We start from the raw sequence: 21,038 nt of genomic DNA on the forward strand, positions 1-21,038 counted from the left end.
CCTCTTCTCCCTACTATAGCAAAGTCGATTCTTCTATCAAGTGCTGAATTCTTACGACTTTAGGGACTCCTGCACTCTTGCTAAATAAATCCATGTATTTTATATAGAAGATCACTAAGTCGGCAGGAATTGAAGCCGCGCAATCGTTTCCTAAACTCTTCGATTGGCAAAGAAGCGTTTATATAATATTTAATTACATGGTCAATAGACTTTAATTTGTCCCATCATTCCATTGTCTTCGTGTTCAAGAATATGACAATGAAACATATAAACTCCTTCATATTTAAACTTGATTGCAATTTCCACCTTTTCACCAGGCGCGATTGAAAGCGTATCTTTCCAGCCTTGTTCGTTTTCGGACGGACTTTCCCCGTCTCTTGAAATGATTTTAAATTGGGTTCCGTGAACATGGAATGGATGAATCATACCTCCCATTTCATCTGGTTTGTTGTAAATCTCCCAAACCTCTGTCACTCCCTTTTCTTGCTTTAAATCGATTCGGTCGGCATCAAATTTCTTTCCATTGATTGTGACATTCTCCATCATACCGAACAACTCGATTTTTTTAGTCACGGGTAGTGCCATTTCTTCATCAGTGATTTCAAAGTCATTCATTTTTTCAGGAATTTCTCTCGAAGATGTTGTTGGTTCTGACACTTGGAAATCGAGAATATTGATACCTTCTTCATTAATCAGCGCGATTTCATTTTCTTCTATCTTAGAAAAATCAACAATAATCTCCGCCCTTTCTGAAGGGGCCAAAGTCAGCTCATTCGTTTTCACAGGCGCATTTAATAAACCGCCATCCGTTCCAATTTGAACGAAAGAATCTCCGTTGCTCAGTTTAAATGTAAAATTGCGGGCGTTTGATCCGTTCAACAGTCGCAGCCTTACTTTCTCTTTTGCTACTGTCAGTTTCGGATCTACAGTGCCGTTTATAAGTACTGTATCGCCCACTGTACCGTCTGAGTTTTTTGCAGCTTGGTAATCTAGGCGCTTCTCTTCGAACATTCTGTCTTGAATAACTAGAGGAATATCATTAATGCCATATTGATCAGGTAACTGCAGTTCACTCAATTGATCATCTTCGATATAAATCAAGCCTGCTAGACCACTATAGACTTGTTCTGCCGTCTTCCCTTCAGGATGTGGATGAAACCATAAAGTAGCTGCATCCTGCTTAACTTCAAAGGAAATAATGCGTTCTTCCCCGGGTTTTAATTTATTATGGGGACCTCCATCTACATCCCCGGGTATCTCAAGACCATGCCAATGAAAAGTCGTGTCTTCACCGAGTTCATTGATCAATCGGATTGTTACCTTTTCACCGGATTTGAACTTGAGCATAGGACCCAATAATGAGCCATTGTATCCTAAGGTATCAGAGCTGATGCCTTTATAAAATTCCGTTTTACCCTTTTGGGCACGAATTGTATAAGCCGTCTCTTTATCACTTTCACTCTTTAAGGCGACTGGAATGGAAATTTCATTCTCTCCCTTTGAATCTTTCAATTTTTTTAATTCACCATGTTTCATTTCATTATCCATCTCATCCATATTGCTATGGTCTTCCATATTCATATCTATTTCATTGTCCATCTCGTCCATATTGCTATGGTCTTCCATGTTCATATCTGAATGATTCATGGTATTTGAGTCGGAGCAAGCGATAAGTGTTCCAATTACCATGAGAAGTAATAATAATACAACTAAATATTTCTTCATATTCTGTTGACCTCCTGTTTTAATAGTCATTTACGCATCTGGATTTTTCATGTTTGGTCTGTGGGTGACAGGGACTTTGGGGTTCTGATTTTACAACAATCCAACGGTCTTTACTAAACTGGAACCAGAGAACGATTGCCTTAAAAACAATATCGAGTCCGATTGCAATCCATACACCTGCTATGCCCATCTCAAGCTGGATAGCCAGCAAGTAGACGGCTCCTGTTCGGATAACCCACATTCCCACCGTTGTCAGATACATTGGGAATTTTGTATTGTTCGCTCCTTGAAATCCTCCTGTAAGGACAAGGACGACAGCTAAAAACGGTTGGAAGATGGCCGCAATTTTTAGTGCAATATCAATATCGTTGATCACCTGTTGATCATCAGTAAAGAGCGACCCTGCCCATCCTCCGAAGAAGAAAAGCAAAATACCGAAGAGTGACATGAAACCCATTGCCAAGTAAGTACTTAATTTTGCATATTCTTTTGCACTTTCATAATCACCAGCGCCCATGTTTCGCCCAACGAGAATCGTGGCAGCAGTTGCAAACCCATAAGCAAGCATGTATGAGAATATTTCAAGATTTCCTGCTATTTGGTGTGCGGCAAATGTATTAGTTCCAAGGACGACAATGAACCCAAAATAAACGATCTGTCCAGCTCTCATTACCAGTCTTTCAACAGCCGCTGGGCTACCTAAGTTCATCAATTCTATTTGATGTTCCATATCAGGTTTCCAGAAATCTTTTCTAAACGCGATGACATCCGTTTTGCGGATGTAATTCACCAATAAAATAGTCCCAACAACGCGCGCAATAACGGTAGCAAGTGCGGCTCCGACGATTCCAAGCCCCGGAATCATCCAGAAACCAAAAATCATTAGATAATCAAGCACAATGTTGACAATATTGACAACAATACTGACTTTCATTGGAGACTTGGTATCGCCAGTACCGCGTAAGATACTGCTCAGTGTAAACATGAGGGCCATAACTACCGAAGGGATACCTACTATTTTGAAATAGAGACTGGCTGGCTGCAGTACTTCATTATCAATGCCCATCAATAGGAGAAGAGGCTTAGCAAAAAACAAAGTTACTATACCAAAGAGCACACCTATCAGTACAGACAAGATAATTGCTTGTTGTGCAATATGTCTTGCTCTTTCGATTTTTCCAGCCCCTAAATTATTTGCCACGTATACGTTTACCGCCACACCGATTGCCATAAATACTGCAAAGTAAATAGCTAAAATCGCGTTAGTGACCCCTACAGCTGAAACTTCAGCAAGGCCGATTCTTGAGACAAATAGCGTATCAACAAAACCAAGCAGTGTTTGAAAGAAGTTCTCGGCAACTGCTGGTAAAGCCAGGATGAAAATTAGTTTTATTTTAGTTCGTTTATCATCCGTATTTAATAACACCTCCCCCTTGTTCATTTGGGGTCCCTCCTTTCAGTGAATCCAATTATTTAAAAACGGCCCATATATGATATATGGGCCGCTGTTTTTACTCTGTTACATTTATCACAAACGGATAGACATATACATTTCCTTCAAACTTAAATTCACTCCATACTTTGTAGTGACCAGGCTGGTGAAAAATGGTTTCAAACACAGTATTGTCATCGAATGACGGGTGAACGTGTATAAACTGCTCTCCTTTTTCATCTAAAATTACAACATGTCCCAGGGCCCCTAAGTAAGGTTCAGGTGTACTATCCTTCGTATCGTACGTGAATACTGTAGGATGGTGAGCTTTCAGTGAGTCGACAGATAGCTCTACTGTATGACCATCAATGGTTTTTCTGAATTCTGTGTCTACTTCAAGGGCTGGCAGCTCAGATGTGACTTGATGATGACCTACATGAAGATGAACAGGAGTGGCTTGATATGCCAATCCTTTTGGTTGGATGTCCACAAAAAGCTTATACATGCCTGATGCTAATTGAATATCATATTCAAATTTACCTTTGTCTGTTTGAACAGGATGGAGGTGTTTGTATTCACTCAAGTCCTCACTTACCACAATCAGATGCAAGTCTTTTTCATGACTGACTTCTAATTCGGGTGCTTTTTGATTTTTATCTTGTAACTCTATAAAGAGTTTTCCATTCTCATATGCAGCATTTACAAACACTTCGTTTTCGGTCGATTTTGAATGGTTGTGATGGTGTTCATGATTTTTCAATTTCAACATTCCTTTTTTTAGATTTTTGTTAATTAGACTTATCATTCAATGTGTTTTCATCTTATTCTCGATTAAATTTTGTCTCGATCTAAAAACGCTAAACCTGCTTATTTGCAGCAGGAACAACCTATTTCGTTCTTTGTATCAGCAACTTTATATCCAGTTTCTTGAATAGCCGCTTTAATTTCGTCCAAAGTAACTTGTTCATCTTGAAAAGATACATCCACTTGGCCGTCAGAAAGTTTAACTTTTACAGTATCTACACCAGTGAGTTTTCCTACTTGACCTTCAATTTTATTTATACATGAACTACATGACATACCGACTACATTTAATGTTGTTTCTTTCATCGCTTATTCCTCCTAATTTTCATTACTATACCCGAGTATTGTATATTTCGTGCAAAAATTAAAATCTTCACCTCCTTAACTAATCGATCTGCAATCAGAGGTAATTGTTAACGGACAAAATTCTTTAACTAGGCAGTACTAGGCTTTATCAATCGAATTCAAGAGTTTAAGAATAACTTTTTTATTGGCCTCAAATCCAATGAAAGATTCGACTAGTTTCTTTTTGCCTAATATCCCTTTTTTATAAAATGCGAACAAAGGGACAATTCTATTCCCGGAGATTTCAATCATCTCCTGTTCAAGACTCAAATCCTTTGCAACATCTTTTCCGTGATAGGAAATTGCGTGGGACGCTAAATAGGTTTTAGCATCTTGGCAATCTGAACACGTGGGACGTGTATATAATACAAGTTCCAAATTGTTTGTCATGTCAAGCTCTCCTTTACTATGCTAACGAAGGTTTAAAACGTTTCAATCGCAGCGCATTTACTAAGACAGAAACAGAGCTTAGACTCATTGCAGCCCCCGCAAGCATTGGATTTAATAACGGTCCTCCCACCAAGTAGATAACACCCATTGCGAATGGAATCCCCATTACGTTATAAGCGAAAGCCCAGAAAAGATTTTGTTTAATGTTTCGGATTGTCGATTTACTCAATTCTACTGCGGTCGGTACATCCATCAAATCACTTCTCATCAGTACAATGTCTGCTGACTCGATAGCGACGTCTGTTCCCGATCCGATTGCAATTCCAATATCCGCTTGTGCTAAGGCAGGGGCATCGTTGATTCCGTCTCCAACCATCGCCACTTTCTTGCCTTCTGCTTGTAGTTTTTTCACTTCATTCGCTTTATCTTCCGGCAACACTTCACTGAGGACACGGTCAATTCCAACCTGTTTTGCAATTGCCATGGCTGTTCCTTTGTTGTCCCCCGTTATCATAGCTACCTCAATGCCCATTTTCTGAAGCTTTTCAATTGCTTTCCTGCTGTTTTCTTTCACTGTATCTGCCACAGCGATAATCCCAGCAATCTGATTATCGATTGCTACATACATAGGTGTCTTACCTTGTTGCGCCAGTTTATCAGATACTTCTTCCAGCGCAGTTAGAGAGATGTTCTGTTTCACCATCAGTTTCCGGTTCCCCGCAAGCAATCTCTTTCCATCAACCATGACTTCAATTCCGTGTCCAGGAATGGCTTCGAAATTACCGAGGCTCATCATCTTCATTTTCTTCTCTTCCGCAGCCCTTACAATCGCTTCGCCTAGTGGATGCTCAGAACCTTTTTCAGCAGATGCTGTTAACTGAAGAAGGGTTTCTTCGTTGTTGCCATTGACAGTGATAATGTCTGTGACTTTTGGCTTTCCTTCGGTAATCGTGCCTGTCTTGTCAAAAACGATGGTTTGAATTTTATGAGTGGTTTCCAGTGCTCCTCCACTCTTGATCAGTACACCGTTCTCAGCACCTTTTCCTGTTCCTACCATGATTGCAGTAGGCGTAGCAAGCCCCAATGCACATGGGCACGCAATCACAAGGACCGAGATGGTAATTGTCAATGCGAATAGTCCTGTTTGTCCACCGAAGTACCAAGCCAATCCAGAAAGTATGGCAATGACGATGACGATGGGTACGAAATAGCCGGAAATAATATCCGCTAATTTGGCAATAGGAGCCCTTGAACCTTGTGCATCCTCGACTAATTTAATGATTTGGGATAATGCAGTATCCTTCCCTACTTTTGTCGCGCGGTATTGAATAGTTCCATTCTTATTGAAACTTGCTCCGATGATATTTGACCCTACATTTTTTTCAACCGGAATACTTTCCCCGGTCAACATCGATTCATCAACAGAAGTGAGACCTTGAACGACAACTCCATCTACAGGAATCTTTTCTCCTGGTTTTACAATAATCGTATCACCAACGACTACTTCATCTATAGAGATTTCAACTTCTTGTCCGCTTCGAATGACTCTTGCCGTTTTTGGGGCTAAGCCCATAAGCTTTTCAATAGCTTCTGAAGTTTTCCCCATTGAGCTAACTTCCAGATATTTACCTAATGTGATTAGCGTCAATATGACCGCAGCTGACTCATAATAAAGATTATTCACATATCCGCTAGAGCCCATCGAGATAGCGGCTGTAGCACCTAAACTATAAAGGAACGCAGCACTAGTTCCCAAAGCCACTAAGGAATCCATGTTCGGATGTCCTCTAAATAATGTTTTAAATCCGACAGAGTAGAACTTCCATCCGAATAGTATGACTGGAATGGTTAGAATCAATTGCAACAGAGAAAACGTCAGCGGATTCATCATCGGGTCTATAAACATTGGCAAGGGCAGGTTTATCATATGCCCCATTGAAATGTACAACAACGGTACTGTGAAGATTGCCGATCCAATGAAACGGTTCCACATCGATCGGACTTTTTTTAACTTCTTCTCTTTTTCGGATTCTTGGCTGTCGGCCGGTCCACTGTCTTCTTTTGCTTCATACCCAGCGTTGGCTACTGCCTGTGTAATATCAGAGACAGTTACAAGAACGGGGTCATATTTGACCACCAGCTTTTCTGTCGCTAAATTCACATTCGACTCCAGTACACCTGCTAGCTTCCTTGTAGCTTTCTCTATCGTCTGTACACACGATGCACAAGTCATACCAGTGACTGCAAATGTTTTCTGTTCCGTGTCTGTAGAAGCTTTGTAACCTACTTTTTCAACTGTGTTCTGAATATCTTGGGGCGAAACCATGTTTTCATCGTAGCTGATTGTCAACTTGTTGGTTGCAAGATTAACTGTTGACTCGACAATTCCTGGCAACTTCTTAGTCGCCTTTTCGATCGTCTGTACACACGATGCACAAGTCATGCCTTCCACTGCAAACGTCTTACTTTCCATTTCCACAAACCTCCATCCTATTTGGCTGATTCAAGCTCATAGCCAGCATCCTCCACAGCTTTTGAAAAATCATCATAATTTCGTATCGCTTCATCATATTTCACTTTAGCAGTACCTTTTTGCAAATTGACCTTTGCACTCTTGACCCCTTCAAGATTTTGAAGTGCCCCCTCAATCTTATTAACACAGTGAGCGCAGGTCATCCCTTTAATAGTTAAAATGGTTTTTTTCATTACTTACACCTCCCGTTTCCAGTTTATTTATGAACAATGTTGCGATGAACAATAATGATCTTGACACTTACATTGTCCAGGTACACAGTTGCATGGAATATCTTCCACTGCTTCAGATTCTTTCTGGAGTAAGATTTCCTTAAGATTTTCAATGTCGCGGACACTCAATGTGGCCTGCGCAATCATATTACCAATTGTATTTCCAACATCTCTATTGCAGATATGATCAAGTAAATTGTAAAAAGTTTCTCTAATCATGTCCCCTTCTTCGACGGCAGCGGAATAGATAAATTTTTTACCTTCGGCTTCAGTAGTTAGCATTCCTTTCTTTACTAGTCTTCCGATGAAGGTCTTGGTCGTAGCGGGCTTCCAACTTTTTTTCTTTTCAAGGACGTCAATAATATATTTACTAGTCGCATTGTCCTGTGCCCAGACTACCCGCATTACTTCCCACTCGGCATCTGTGATATTTGTTTCTATTTGTTCGTTCATTCCAATACGCCTCCTTAAGTTCTAATTTGCAAAACCATAAAGTTGTGATGAAAGGCGGTAACCGGATTTGAACCGATGATCGAGGTGTTGCAGACCTCTGCCTTACCCCTTGGCTATACCGCCATATATATTATGTTTACAAATGTAATCTTAAATTTAGTTTACATTTGTAAACACATTTTGTCAACCATTATGTTTTCGCTGTCGTTACTTACAGATTTTTATGGATGAACTCCAAAATTGCCTTCTCAGAAGGTTCCGGCGCTGTCACTCTATCCACTTCTTTTCCTTTTTTTAATAAAATCAAAGTGGGTATACTCATAACTCCATAAGTTTGTTGAGCAAAATCCAGGTTTCTATCTACATCAACATCGTAAAAAATAACCTCTCGATTTTCGTCAGCCAAATGTTCGATGACTGGAGCAAGCTGTTTGCACCCTGGACACCAGTCAGCCGTGAACTTCAATATCACTGGTTTCTCTTCATTTTTAATTTCTTCTAATTGAGCTATTTGAAAATTATTTATCATACTTTGTCACCTCCTGAAATTATCGTCTACAACTGTAGATAACAATAGATTACAAACGTAAACGTTATTTGTCAACCTTTTTATATTTCCTTTCGAAAAAAATACATTAGAAAATCGGAAACCCATCTGTTTACATACAAATAAACTAAATTGTGCATTTTTCGTGGAGTTTCGGAGGTTAAGTTTAATTACAAAACAAACGGGAAGAAGAAGAACTGAACCACTACATTAAAAAATGGAGGTTTTACACATGGCACATAATCAGTACCCAGAGTTAATTCAGGCTTTACATGATTGCGCAGCAGAATGTAATCATTGTTTTGACGCTTGTCTTCAAGAAGAAGACGTAAAAATGATGGTCGATTGCATCCGACTAGACCGTGAATGCGCGGAGATTTGCGCATTTTTAGAACATGCGATTACACGGAATTCTCCTTTTATTGCTGAGCTGGCTGCGGTTTGTGCAAAAATTTGTGAAGCATGCGGAGATGAATGCGCGAAGCATGCTGAACACCATGAACACTGCAAACGCTGTGCGGAAGCTTGTCGCAAATGCGCAGAAGCTTGCCGAAGCATCGCATAATTTCACGAAAAAACCCACCGGAAACCTATTTTGAACTGAACCCCAAATGGTAGACACTTTAAAAAGTGCCCCCCATTTGGGGTTTTTTCTGTTTTCAGACCCCGGTATACTGAACATATCTATTGGAACGGGAGAGGTTATTATGAGTAAAATCATCTTTAACGAATATCAACGGCGCACATTGGAAGCGAATCCGAATGTCAAAACGGTTTCGGATCGAACGATTCAATACACACCTGAATTTAAGGTGAAAGCCGTTAACGAAAACTTGCAAGGCAAAGGACCGGCGCAAATTTTTGCCGAAAACGGTTTTGACCTGACGGTAATTGGATCGGACAAACCGAAAGAGACATTAAAACGTTGGCGGAAAACGTTCCGACTTTACGGCGAAGAAGGGTTTTGGGAAGAACGTCGTGGAAAAGGCAGTACCGGCCGCCCTTCTACTCAAGAGCTCTCTGCCGAGAAAAAGTTGGAGAAGGCGGAAGCGCGCATTAAATACCTGGAAGCCGAAAACGAGTTGCTAAAAAAGCTCGAGGCACTCGAGAGGCAGGCGAAGAAACGCAGCTGACCCCAGCGGAAAAGTTCGAAGCGATCAATGCGGTGGTCCGGAAATGCCAACTGAAGAATTTGGTGGAGGCCCTATGCCAGACAGCGGGCGTCAGGCGAAGTGGCTACTACGCTTGGTTGGAGAAAGTGGAACAGCACGCCATTCGCGAAGAACAGGACTATGAAGATTACCTGTTGCTCAAAAGCATCTACGATGCGCATCGTGGGAAAGTCGGGTATCGCACCTTTTATATGGCACTCGCTGAACTGCTTGAGACGCCGATGAACCACAAGAAGATTCTGCGCCTTATGCGCAAATTCAATCTCTTCGCCAAAATCCGACGAGCGAATCCTTACAAGCAAATCGCCAAAGCCACACAGGAGCACGCGGTCTGTCCAAACCTCTTAAACCGCGAGTTTGAACAAGACGAACCCGGGAAGGTGTTCGTGACCGATATTACGTACCTGCCCAACCGTTCGGGGCAAATGGCATATCTTTCTGCCGTGAAAGACGTCGCGACCCGAGAAATCGTCGCCTATGAAGTGACAACGACGCTCACAATGGAAATTGTGTACCACACCTTACAAAAGCTGAAGGAAGCGCTGGATGAAAATGTCCATCCAGAAGCGATGATTCATTCCGATCAAGGCTTCCACTATACCCACCCTGAATACCAACGACGCGTGAAGAAAATGAAATTGACCCAGTCGATGTCCCGCAGGGGCAACTGTCTCGACAATGTCCCCATCGAATCGTTTTTCGGTCACTTTAAAGATGAAGTCGAGTTTAAACAGGCGACCAGCCTAGCCGAATTAAAGGGGCTGGTGGATGAATACATGGCGCATTACAACGGAACGCGCAAGCAATGGAACCTAAAAAAGATGACTCCGGCACAATACCGAAGTCATCTGATCGCAGCCTAGCTGCCGGGTGCTTTTATTAAATTGTCCACTAAATGGGGCTCAGTTCATTCCTTAAAATCGGGAGTCTATTCTTTAGGATTTTGTTGTTTTCCCATTTAACCATAAGAGCATCTATCTTCTGGTCCTCATAAATATGAAAATATAGATCATCTATGTATTCCTTTACTTCTTCAATTCCTTCGACTTCATAATTCCCTGCCACCCCACTAATAAGATCTGCCGGAATATCTCCGTGCGGAGGATAGCCTAACTCAATCACAAGCTTGTTAAATGTGATGGCATCTTCTCCAATTTCTTCTAGCGTTAGTTTCAGATGCTGATAAGAATCCTTCATATAAGAATCAAAAGAATTTTGCATAAGGTTCTGTAAGCGCAAGCTTAATCTTACTAAATCCTGATTATTATTCATTGCTACGAATTTAGACGGGAGTTTGCCTTCTCTTATAAGACTATTTTGAACGCGAGTTATAGAATTCAAAAATTTTAACACTTCTCTGTTCATAAAAACTCTCCTTTCCACTTGATAAATCATTTTGAAGATGAAATATATTTCAGATATACAAATCTTAACATCAAAATGAAATTTTCAATGTTTTTAAACCGTTCGTAAAAGTACACTTACATGAACGGAAAAAGGAAGAGATCTTTTATGAAGTCTCTTCCCCGCGGATAAGTACTGATATGTAAACGCTTTAACTCAATCTGAAAAAGGATAGCTCAATTCCTTAATCTTTACTTCATGCTATCTTTTACAGTAGAAGGAATCATCACCACTGATGTAACTAAGTCTACTGGTTGAAATGACGAATCAATACATTCTTTCCAAAAGGCAAGATGCTTTTCATCGATCCAGTGTGTCGAACTTTCGACCTCTATGCCACCCTCGTCTTGTATGGAATACCAATATAGATATTCATGTCCATCAAGTACTTCTCTGAAGATCGTTTCAACATACATTTTTTCGCCTTCAAGTGTAACTAATACTTCCTTCATATTCTCGTCCAAGAAGGTTAACCATTCATCAACAACAGCAGATTTCCCATCTATTACACGATATCTTGTCAACTCAACGTTCACTTCGATTCTCCCCTTTATTCTTTTATCCAATACAATGAGCCGTCTTTACTTCGATTAAAAAAACTGTTCTCAATCAAATATCGCCGAATAGATACATAATCATGATAGATCTTCTTAAGAATCTCATTCACTTCGGATTCTGAATACGTTTGATTTTGTTCAAATCGTGTCACTATGTGCTCTAAAATAATAATTTTCTTTTTTTCTTTGCTAGGAAATACTTCAATCACATTACTAAAATCACCTTTAAAGTAAATATCCAGTACTTTCTCTTTTTCTTCAGCTGTAATTCCATATTTTTCACTCATTTACTTTCCCCCTCGCCGGAAACATTTTTGTGACATTTAACATTTTATAATCACTTCAAAATTGTACCAAAAATTTAAATAATTATAAATCGACTTTACGAGGCTCTTTTTAGAATTTAAAGCGTTCGTAAACGTATCAAACGACTTTACGAACGTTCGCGAATTCGCACACACTTTTACGAACGGTTTTCAGGTATAATTAGGGGAAACAAGTATTTTTGAGGTGAACTATGGAACATCGTAAATTTGGCTACATACGCGTTAGCAGCAAAGATCAAAACGAAGGCCGTCAATTGGAGGCCATGAGAAAAATGGGCATCAATGACCGGGACATTTATTTGGACAAACAAAGCGGAAAAAACTTTGAGCGCGCAAACTATCAATTATTGAAACGGGTTATCCGAAACGGAGATATTTTGTACATTCATTCTTTGGACCGGTTTGGCCGGAACAAAGAAGAGATTCTCCTGGAATGGAATGACCTCACGAAAAACATCGAAGCTGATATTGTGGTGCTGGATATGCCATTACTCGATACAACTCAATACAAAGATAGCATGGGGACATTCATTGCGGAATTGGTTTTGCAGATTCTTTCCTGGATGGCTGAAGAGGAGCGAGAACGCATCCGGAAACGGCAGCGGGAAGGAATCGATCTGGCATTGCAAAATGGCATACAGTTTGGCAGACCTACCGTTTTTGTGTCAGATGAATTTAAAGAGGTTTATAGAAAATGGAAAGCTAGGGAGCTAACAGCAGTGGAAGCCATGCAGGAAGCCGGAGTTAAAAAAACCAGTTTTTATAAATTGGTAAAGGCACTCGAAGACGAGTCGATAAAATTAGTATAATAGAAGAAACCCGATTAAATTGCACCATATCCATTGAATAATATAATGTTTATGCAAAGAGGAGGAATCACGAATTGAGCGAATTAACTGCTGACAAAATCTTCATTTCTTACTCTTGGACAACTCCAGAACACGAAGAATGGGTTTTGGAGTTAGCCAAAAGATTAGTAAGTGATGGAGTGGAGGTTGTTTTAGATAAATGGGATAGTGTAGAGGGGCAAAACTTAAATGCTTTCATGGAAAAATCAGTTACGGATCCAACCATCCAAAAAGTATTAGTGATTTGCGACGAACTCTACACAAAAAAAGCAAATGGGTATCAAGGAGGAGTAGGAACGGAAACCGTCATTATTTCAAAAGAAGTTTATAAAGATACTGCTCAAACCAAATTCATACCTATAATCGCTGAAAAAGGAACTGAAGGGCAAGTATATATGCCTGTCTACTTCGGAACCAGCAAATACATAGACTTGTCTTCTGATGACGTATATGAGGATAGTTATGAAAGACTTCTAAGAAACTTATATGGGAAACCCGAACATAAAAAGCCTAAATTAGGCACAGCACCTAGTTATCTATTAAAAGATGAAAAAGAGGAATCATTGAGAAGCCACTTTGCATTGAGAACTTTTCAAAATCGATCTGAGAAAAAACCTAATAATATCAATGTATACTTCTTCGATTTTATAGAAGTTTTTCTAGAGGATTTTGAATCGTTCGCATTTTCTCCAGAATCAAGAGACGAAATAGCCGAACGTGTATATGATGTTTATTCTGAAATGACCGATCTTAGAGACAGTTTCGTGAAGTTCATTGAATACTACATCCGTGAAGCAGATGAAGTAGCAGCAATGAATATCATCGACTTTTTAGAGTCTATATATCCCCGCATGACAAAAAGAGCTGATAACAAATCGACTGTTTTTGAAGCACAATTCGAACACATGAAATTATTCGTTCATGAAATAATATTGTATACATCAGCTTTATTAATAAAATATAAAAAATACAATCAACTTAAAGAAATAGTCTCCAATCACTATATTCTTTCTGATGGAGTATCTAGGGAACGAGAAGGTTCTATTGCATTATTTAGAACTTATCCTCAATTTTTGGAAGATGTTCAACCACATGCAAACGGTCAAAAGTTTATTTCATACACCGGCCAATTGCTGAAGCAACGAGCAAATATCCAAAAAATTCCGTTCGAATCTTTGCTTGAAGCAGATTTTTTAATAACACTCATTGATTTAGCTCACCCTAATAAAAAGCAATACTCTAATTGGTTCCCTGCTACTATCCCATACTTACCTTACCGACAATTAGATTTTATAAAAAAGTTAAAATCTAAAAATTATTATGAGAGTGTCAAAGAAATGTACGGCGTATCTACAATTGAGGAAATGAAAGCTTTGCTTACTGATTTCGCAAATAAAATAAACTCCTCTTCACGAATGGGATTGACTAGTCTTTATTTTGATTCCGATGAATTAGAAGAAATCGCTAAGTATTAGAGACAGAGAAAGGGAAGGACAGTTTTTAATTGTCCTTCCCTTCCCTTTCTTGCGCCCTTTAACAGGGATTTCATAAAATTTTAATGTTGCGCCTCTTAACGAGGATTTCTTTATATATTTAATTATAGTATATAAAATATATTTTAGATAGTCAAATGCTTTAAATTAAATATCATATAACCTTGAGCACTCTTTCTCTGCTGTTTCTCTTATTAATTGATCTTCGGAGAATAAATCTTTTATAAGGTTTTTTTTAGTGAATTTATCAATTTTTTCATTTGGGTTTAGCAACTCTATACATTGCTCTTGATTATCATTCCATAGCCGATAATTAAATTTAAGTGTATGACTGTCAAAACTTCCTTTAATAGGTTTATACCTTAATGTGTTTAAGACTTTTAAATCTTTTGGCATGGCTACTCCGCAATTATTGATAATGTATTCTTCGAAAGTTTTTTCTCCCGAATAAATTACAACAATAGCTTCTTGAATTCTTGTGAGCCAAGGATTTGGTAATTTAGCTGCTTTCACTCCATTCCGAGGATGTTTATACATAATTTTAGAAAGTCTTTTTCTCGAAACTCTTGTCATATCTGATACAAGTACGGTGGTCTCTCCTTTAGGAAGGCCTGCAACTTGGCCAACAGAAAATATTCCTGGTAAGTGCTTTCTTTTTTTGCTTGTTAAAGGAATTACCATTACCGAATCAAATTTCGGGTCAACTTCCCACACTATTGCATAATGGGGGCCATTCCATTCAAAACCTACTCCAGTAAAATCACAATGAACAATTTCTAACTTTGTAAAATCTGGTTTGAACTTTTGAACATGAGAATCAAAATTTTCTAGCCGAGAATCACATTCAGCAAATAGAGTAAGCTTTTCCATAGTAATTCCTTGATTTATTTCAGGTTGGCCAGATAAAACATTATATAAACCATCGAATCCTTTTAGTACATTGTTTAATTCAACATAATCTTGAGAGCTCAATTTTTCTATTTTAGTTTCTAAATCACTCAATTCTCGAATTAACCGTTTTAAAGCGACATTGTCATCTCCGTTATTTAAAGAATCTATAGTATTTGTAAAGTCATTAAAATTCATTCAATAATCTCCTTAGAAACTTTTCATCCTTAAATTATTTTAAATGATCAAGAGAAAGAAAGTTTTTTTTCTAAATTGATTATATCAAATTTAGGCGTCACCTTTTTGATAGATTGATTTATAATTGAGTTTTGAAATAAAGTTAAAAGAAAAAAGAAGAAAATTGAGATTTTCTTCTCTTCCGCTTGAAAACCATCGTTTTTGAGAGGCTTAATTTACAACTAAAATTATACTTTTCAAATATTTAAAAACTATCAATAGGTTACCTTTATTTCTTCTACAACTTACTTATTACAATTACTGCTATGTATTGTTTTCTTCATTCCCAATTTTCCACTTGTAAGCTTGAATTCTTCTGTCATCTTTTAATCCCTGTCTTTTCATACGCAGAAGTTTTCCAACTATCATAAACTTTTTTGGGTACAATGTAATTAATATTTGTGGCTCTAGTAAGAGCTACATAGAGCTTGTTTATTTGAGCTTGGGATACTTTTTTCGGAAAAGAAAACCCATCTTTTACAACGTCACTAAAACTACCCGTCAAGATTATGCAGGTGTTTTCATAAGTGTCTCCCTTACAGTAACTCCAAGTATTTAGTGGAGAAAAACTATGCGCTTCATACTTTTTTTCTACTAGTTTCATAACGTTATCGTCTTGAAGAACTGAATTTAAAGTTTCTATTTCATTTACTATACGAATTTCTCCGCGCTCCGGGCTAGATGAGTATATATCAATATTCAACTTTTCACGAATAAATCCACACATCTCCTCTGGAACTCTTCTGCTTTTGATTAAAGTGTTCTTGTCTATGATTATGGTTTTATTAAAACTCGCCAAATACATTTCTTCAGTTACATCCTGTTTCCCTTTTTTAAAGGGCTTTTTCTCTCTAAAATTCGACTTCGAAACTGAATGCTGATAAAAGTCGCCTACGGCGATTACTGAGAGACCCTTTAAGTTAAGTAACTTTTTTACGATCTCAAAATCGTTTCCTCTAAAATCTTGAACCTCATCAATGTATATATAATCAAAAAAAACTTTAAGCCTTTGAAGTGCTTTTTTATGTAAGACTGCCCCCTGCTTGATGAACAGTTTACTCATTCTTGAGCTATAGTAACATTTATTTCTCTTGTTTAAATAGTGGTGTAATTTGTTATCGGTTATGTACCTCCAATTTCTATTTCCCTCACTGTCGGTCGGTTCGAAAGGTGTACTAAAGATATCGACTCCTTCACTGGCTACCGGAGAATCAGCAAATGTAAAATTCGGCTCAAAAGGCCTTATTAACCATCGATAAAGAAATTTCGAAAATGTCATTACCGTAGTTTTAGAAACTCCATCCTTAACTCTTTTCTTTAGTTCTTCTTCTATATTTTTTACATTTTGATTCGTAAAGGTGAGAATCAAATTCCGTTGATTTAAATGTAACGAATTAGCAATATGATATGTCTTTCCTGATCCAGCGGTAGCTAATATTACTCGTTTTTCAACCAATTGAATCCCTCCCTAATATAATCAGGACATTCTATTGTTTCATTATAATTTTTATCGCTGCTGATTCTAAAAGCTGATTCAGCTTTATTATTTAGCATAAAGGCTAAACTCTTAGGGTATTTTTTGTCTTTATATATCTCTGAAGCGTTTCCTCTAGCAAAACTAGACAGTAGAGATTCGTTTTTATCATATAAAGACTTTTCAAATGTGAATTCCTTTTTGTCGTTTGGCATGGCCACTTTAATTTGATAACCTTCATCTTTTAATTCCTCATTAATAGTCTCGCTTTCTTCAATTTTAGAAAGTTCACCATCATTATCAGTTATAATAAGAATTTTTTTATCTAAGGTTTTGGCTAAATTTATGTAATGTTTGTATGTTATGCCTTCACCAGAGATTATTTCAATGCCGTCTTCCTCTAATGATCTTTTATGACTCAACTGATAAAGTAAAGGTAATAAAATATATTCGCTTGCGCCTTCTACGATTACAACTTTAGTCGATAAAATAAATTGTAGAATATTGATGTTATCAAGCTTTTGGAAATACTTTGCTGTTTGATTATCAAGAGCTGCTAGAGAAGTAGCTTCTTTATCATTAATCCACATTACATTTTCTAAATTCAACTTACTAGTCACCATTGGGCTGTGAGTAGTTAAAATAATTTGCGAACCGGTTTGCTTTGCTTTAACAAGTTCTATTAATTTTTTTAAGTTCGAATGACTTAAATGGTTTTCTGGTTCTTCAACTAGCACTAGGTTTTTCTTGCCTTCTAAGGCTATTTCGGTCTTGATTAAATTTTCTTTCCCTTTCCCCATATTCTGAATTGAAATACCATTTTCTTGTATTTCAATTAAATTAGATATAAGAGTTTTCTTTTCGTCCAGCGATATCTGAAAACTATCTAAGTCTAGAATTTCTTGAGAGGTGCTTTCAAACTCTTTTAGACTTGTTTTGAATGCCATAGATAACTTTCGTTTATCAGCTAGATCGATTTCATTATCATAAACTTGTTTTGCATACGAACCAAAAATATCGCGAATATAGCTTGAGTTGTCTATAAGCAGGGATTTAATTGGATTCTTCTGTCGTCGATACGCTTGTCCTGAGAAGGTTTTCCATTCTGTTTTGTAAAACTCGAGAGGTAAAATGGGAGTTTCCTGAAAGTCTATCGCGCTAAATTCAGGAATAAATTCATCGTCAAATGAATATCTAAACTTGATTCCATAATGTCCTTCTTTTTCGAAGTTATGCTCTCCATGGAAGTAACTATGACCAGGAGAAGTTCCATCAAGATCTAAATAGATTTCAATTTCAATAAAAGGCAAGTTTTGATGAACAGGATTTTTAAAAAAGCTTTTAATATCAGCTTTAGTAAATTGTTGCTCGTAGCTGCTGGACAAATAATTAAAATACTTTTGGTTCAGTACTATTTCAATAGCTTCTAATATAGTGGTTTTACCTGTCTCATTCTCTCCAACAATAATCGTCAAGTCACTGTTGAAATCCATACAAAATTCTTGATGCTTTTTATATCCAACAATTCGTATTTTTTTTAGATTTGCCACATATCATCATCCTCTTCCTCAACCATTTCGATTACATCGTGTTTTTTTGAAGTTACAGCCATGGCAGCTACTATTTTTCTGACACAGCAAAGTACTAAGTAAATCACTCATCAGGTTCATGTAATTGTAAATAACCTCCATCACAAAACCATTCACTTTTCGCTATACCTTCATATAGTGCGGTTTCCCAGGAATTTATATGTACACTTCTACGGCTATTAGCTTGTTCCTTCAAGTGCATCTTAAGTGAGTTTTTATTAAGTAAACTCCAGTATCCACTTTGTCCTAGGATTTCGTCAGCAGCATGAATACGATAAAGAATGTTCAAATTGAAAGTAGCAAAGTGATTCTTTACTCTATTTGTCAATTGTTCGCTCCAGTTTGATGGAGCTATGATACTGAAATTAATTACCGGGGGGGTTGTTTCAATTACATCTGCAAATAGAAATCGTTCCTCACCCAAGTCATCGAAATAGGGATGAAGAGTTTCATTTTCACTTGAATTAGAAACCTTAGAGGATTTCTTTTTATTACATTCAAAACAAGACGGTATCAAATTTAGAGGAGTTATGACAACCGAAGGAAATAATGCTTTAGGCAAGTAATGGTCTAAAGTTGTAACTTTCCTATGTCCACACATAGGACAGGTCCGATGTATAGCTGTTTTCTTTATTTTCTTATATATATCGTAACCTGGTCCTGTTTGCTGAGCCATCCTCTGGGTATATATCGCTTTCATTTCTTTGATAGTTACAGGCCTGTTTTTACAAAGGTTGTCTTCGAATGTAAATAACAGTGCTTGAGGAGCTAAGGTTTTATATTTATTGTCGGCTATTAATATATCTGGTAAACACTCAGAATATCTTTCCTTTAAATCCCTATTGCTTACTCTACTAATACAAGTTTCAAAAACATCCGCAATTTCATAATTAGGTTTTGCCAGTTTACGCATCAGTATTACTCTCCTTTAGCTGTAGCAACGCTCTCAAAATTGCTTTTGCTTCCATTCCTAATTCATTGTTGAAAAGATCCAGTGCTTCCTCATAGGAAGATACTTTATTTGCCACCTCGTGTAATAATCTGTGAAAACCAGAATCAGTGACTTCAAAAGAGAAAACATTTTTAGTTAGAGTATTTATATTTTCACCAAACGTTTCCATTTCAGGCCTCTCAAAAACAAAATCGGTTCCATAACGATCTGCAATCCATACACACTTTTTTGGAATCTCTTGTAGTATGACAGGAGAATGTGTTGCTACGATTCCCATACCATTTCGACTCACTAATAAAGAAGAAAGTATTCTTGTAAAAGTTGAAAGCAAAGGCGGATGTAAATGAGATTCAGGTTCATCCAGTAAAACTAATGTTTTCTCTTCTAGTTCTTCAATTAATTTTATTATCGTTAAAAGAACAATACTGTGACCAGAACTGAATCTTTTGCATAGAGGTATAGCTAGTTCCATAAACTTCTTTTTCAAAATATTTTTTTCCGTTTCTGTTAAATCTCTTTTCTCTATTTTTGCCATCTCAGTATACTTTTCTTCTTCGCGAGTAGCCTTTAATAACTCTGTGACACCTGAAATCGCAAAAATCGGATCCGTATTTAACATATTAATTGCTTGTTCTAAACGGGCTTTTTTTGAAGGAATTGCTCTACATTTCCACATACTTTCAATAAATTCACTCCGCAGTTCCTCTGTACTTTTTGTACGAATTGATTTCTTTTTAGTTTTAATATTTGTCTTTAAGCTTTTTAACCCAATGTATGTATAAGTAATCCCATTTCTTTTTATTTTTTTGGGTTGAAAAAACTTCGCATCGTCAAAAGCACTAAAGGAAAGATAGATAATATTGTCGAAAATCTTTTCTTCATTACGTAAGTCATTAAACACTCCACTATTTCTTTGTTCTTCTTTTGAACCAATTAAAGAAGCGACCATTTGATTGAGTAAATGAGTTTTACCTACGCCGTTTCTTCCAATAATAGCTTGAACATTTGTTGGAGGATTAGAGTCTGGATAAGAAGTAAATGGCAATTTATAATCTCCCTCACCAGTTTTTCCATAATGAGGAAATGAAAATTCGAAATTGTATTCGGTTAAAGCAGAATTTCCTCTTGCTAAGTTATTGAATCTATTCCTTACAGTGTCTTCTTTAATGTCTCTTAATACCGCTCTTTTAGTCACATCTAAGTCATTCACTTTTAATAGCAATTCTAAATCTAAAGCAATATCATTTAATTTCCGAAGTACTTCGTCCCGAATTTCATCACCTAGCCTGTTAAGGTTTTCATAGTAATAGGCGTCTTGTCCCACAGAAAAGAACTTGTTTTCTAAAAACTCAAAGTTCTTTCGAATGCTAACTTTATCTTGATTTTCCTCCATTTCTAATTCCCCGATTTTTACAGAACCAATATATATGACTTCATCAGAAGAACTCTTAAAATACATTTGATATAAAACTCTATATCTCCACCAATCATTCCAGTTATCTTCTACAAGGTATATATTTTCATTTGGTTCAAAGCTTACATCTGTATTTACTGGCAAGACGATAAAATCCAAATTTAATCCTCCCTCTATAAATGTTGATATATCAATGGTTTTCACCATCGCAAGTGCCCGAAAAAATATTTTCCGTCACCAATA

General features: G+C 37.3%; 21 protein-coding genes and 1 tRNA gene. 4 read left to right on the forward strand and 18 right to left on the reverse strand.

Going from position 1 to position 21,038, the window contains the following annotated elements:
• Nucleotides 1-201: 201 nt before the first annotated feature.
• The 10 genes from CF394_RS07175 to CF394_RS07220 form a co-directional block, all read right to left on the reverse strand.
• Nucleotides 202-1,725 (reverse strand): multicopper oxidase family protein, encoded by a 1,524-nt coding sequence (locus CF394_RS07175; RefSeq protein ID WP_094942604.1) that lies wholly within the window; start codon nt 1,723-1,725, stop codon nt 202-204.
• Nucleotides 1,726-1,744: 19 nt separating this feature from the next.
• The gene (locus tag CF394_RS07180) at nt 1,745-3,166 is read right to left on the reverse strand and encodes an MATE family efflux transporter (RefSeq protein WP_094942606.1); all 1,422 of its coding nucleotides are present in this window, start codon (nt 3,164-3,166) and stop codon (nt 1,745-1,747) included.
• 70 nt (nt 3,167-3,236) lie between these two features.
• Complete coding sequence (locus CF394_RS07185) at nt 3,237-3,926, reverse strand: DUF8832 domain-containing protein (protein WP_094942630.1); 690 nt, start codon at nt 3,924-3,926, stop codon at nt 3,237-3,239.
• Nucleotides 3,927-4,024: 98 nt separating this feature from the next.
• On the reverse strand, nt 4,025-4,267 hold the full coding sequence (locus CF394_RS07190) for a heavy-metal-associated domain-containing protein (protein WP_094942607.1): 243 nt from the start codon (nt 4,265-4,267) through the stop codon (nt 4,025-4,027).
• 138 nt (nt 4,268-4,405) lie between these two features.
• Complete coding sequence (locus CF394_RS07195) at nt 4,406-4,696, reverse strand: glutaredoxin family protein (RefSeq protein ID WP_094942608.1); 291 nt, start codon at nt 4,694-4,696, stop codon at nt 4,406-4,408.
• A gap of 16 nt (nt 4,697-4,712) precedes the next feature.
• Nucleotides 4,713-7,169, reverse strand: coding sequence for a heavy metal translocating P-type ATPase (locus CF394_RS07200; protein ID WP_094942609.1), 2,457 nt, complete (start codon nt 7,167-7,169; stop codon nt 4,713-4,715).
• A gap of 17 nt (nt 7,170-7,186) precedes the next feature.
• Nucleotides 7,187-7,402: a heavy-metal-associated domain-containing protein gene (locus CF394_RS07205; RefSeq protein WP_094942611.1), complete on the reverse strand. Its 216-nt coding sequence runs from the start codon at nt 7,400-7,402 to the stop codon at nt 7,187-7,189.
• Nucleotides 7,403-7,429: 27 nt separating this feature from the next.
• A complete protein-coding gene (locus CF394_RS07210) occupies nt 7,430-7,894 on the reverse strand; it encodes a CopY/TcrY family copper transport repressor (RefSeq protein ID WP_094942612.1) in 465 nt (154 codons plus the stop codon).
• A gap of 52 nt (nt 7,895-7,946) precedes the next feature.
• Nucleotides 7,947-8,017, reverse strand: a tRNA-Cys gene (locus CF394_RS07215).
• A gap of 88 nt (nt 8,018-8,105) precedes the next feature.
• Complete coding sequence (locus CF394_RS07220; RefSeq protein ID WP_094942614.1) at nt 8,106-8,423, reverse strand: thioredoxin family protein; 318 nt, start codon at nt 8,421-8,423, stop codon at nt 8,106-8,108.
• Nucleotides 8,424-8,673: 250 nt separating this feature from the next.
• On the opposite strand from CF394_RS07220, the gene CF394_RS07225 reads away from it, so the two are divergent.
• Together CF394_RS07225 and CF394_RS07230 are read left to right on the forward strand one after the other, a co-directional pair.
• Nucleotides 8,674-9,006 carry a four-helix bundle copper-binding protein gene (locus CF394_RS07225; protein WP_094942615.1) on the forward strand — a complete coding sequence of 111 codons (333 nt, stop codon included), beginning with the start codon at nt 8,674-8,676 and terminating at the stop codon, nt 9,004-9,006.
• 142 nt (nt 9,007-9,148) lie between these two features.
• Nucleotides 9,149-10,476, forward strand: a protein-coding gene (locus CF394_RS07230) for an IS3 family transposase (protein WP_094942616.1) whose coding sequence is annotated in 2 segments (ribosomal slippage) — nt 9,149-9,527 and nt 9,527-10,476 — 1,329 coding nt in all. Because the reading frame shifts where the segments join, the coding sequence is not laid out codon by codon here.
• 28 nt (nt 10,477-10,504) lie between these two features.
• Here the strand turns inward: CF394_RS07230 and CF394_RS07235 are convergent.
• The 3 genes from CF394_RS07235 to CF394_RS07245 form a co-directional block, all read right to left on the reverse strand.
• Complete coding sequence (locus CF394_RS07235) at nt 10,505-10,978, reverse strand: hypothetical protein (RefSeq protein WP_094942618.1); 474 nt, start codon at nt 10,976-10,978, stop codon at nt 10,505-10,507.
• 230 nt (nt 10,979-11,208) lie between these two features.
• Entirely contained in the window at nt 11,209-11,553 is a 345-nt protein-coding gene (locus CF394_RS07240) for a DUF6176 family protein (RefSeq protein WP_094942619.1), read from the reverse strand.
• A gap of 14 nt (nt 11,554-11,567) precedes the next feature.
• Nucleotides 11,568-11,861, reverse strand: coding sequence for a DUF2087 domain-containing protein (locus CF394_RS07245; RefSeq protein ID WP_094942620.1), 294 nt, complete (start codon nt 11,859-11,861; stop codon nt 11,568-11,570).
• A gap of 230 nt (nt 11,862-12,091) precedes the next feature.
• Between CF394_RS07245 and CF394_RS07250 the strand changes: the two genes are divergently transcribed.
• Nucleotides 12,092-12,709 (forward strand): recombinase family protein, encoded by a 618-nt coding sequence (locus CF394_RS07250; protein WP_094942621.1) that lies wholly within the window; start codon nt 12,092-12,094, stop codon nt 12,707-12,709.
• 74 nt (nt 12,710-12,783) lie between these two features.
• A complete protein-coding gene (locus tag CF394_RS07255; protein ID WP_094942623.1) occupies nt 12,784-14,223 on the forward strand; it encodes an SEFIR domain-containing protein in 1,440 nt (479 codons plus the stop codon).
• Between the two features lie 165 nt (nt 14,224-14,388).
• On the opposite strand, the gene CF394_RS07260 is transcribed toward CF394_RS07255, so the two are convergent.
• The 5 genes from CF394_RS07260 to CF394_RS07280 all read right to left on the reverse strand — a co-directional run bounded on the left by CF394_RS07260 (nt 14,389) and on the right by CF394_RS07280 (nt 20,954).
• On the reverse strand, nt 14,389-15,327 hold the full coding sequence (locus tag CF394_RS07260; RefSeq protein WP_094942624.1) for a type II toxin-antitoxin system PemK/MazF family toxin: 939 nt from the start codon (nt 15,325-15,327) through the stop codon (nt 14,389-14,391).
• Nucleotides 15,328-15,685: 358 nt separating this feature from the next.
• Complete coding sequence (locus CF394_RS07265; RefSeq protein ID WP_165767493.1) at nt 15,686-16,822, reverse strand: UvrD-helicase domain-containing protein; 1,137 nt, start codon at nt 16,820-16,822, stop codon at nt 15,686-15,688.
• Nucleotides 16,804-18,390: an ATP-dependent nuclease gene (locus CF394_RS07270; RefSeq protein WP_094942626.1), complete on the reverse strand. Its 1,587-nt coding sequence runs from the start codon at nt 18,388-18,390 to the stop codon at nt 16,804-16,806. The genes CF394_RS07265 and CF394_RS07270 overlap by 19 nt, the downstream gene beginning before the upstream one ends.
• Nucleotides 18,391-18,493: 103 nt before the next feature.
• Nucleotides 18,494-19,342 carry a hypothetical protein gene (locus CF394_RS07275; protein ID WP_094942627.1) on the reverse strand — a complete coding sequence of 283 codons (849 nt, stop codon included), beginning with the start codon at nt 19,340-19,342 and terminating at the stop codon, nt 18,494-18,496.
• Entirely contained in the window at nt 19,335-20,954 is a 1,620-nt protein-coding gene (locus tag CF394_RS07280) for an AAA family ATPase (protein WP_165767494.1), read from the reverse strand. Before CF394_RS07280 ends, CF394_RS07275 begins: the two co-directional genes overlap by 8 nt.
• Nucleotides 20,955-21,038 lie beyond the last annotated feature (84 nt).

It is taken from the genome of Tetzosporium hominis (assembly GCF_002265435.1).
GTDB lineage: Bacteria > Bacillota > Bacilli > Bacillales_A > Planococcaceae > Chryseomicrobium > Chryseomicrobium hominis.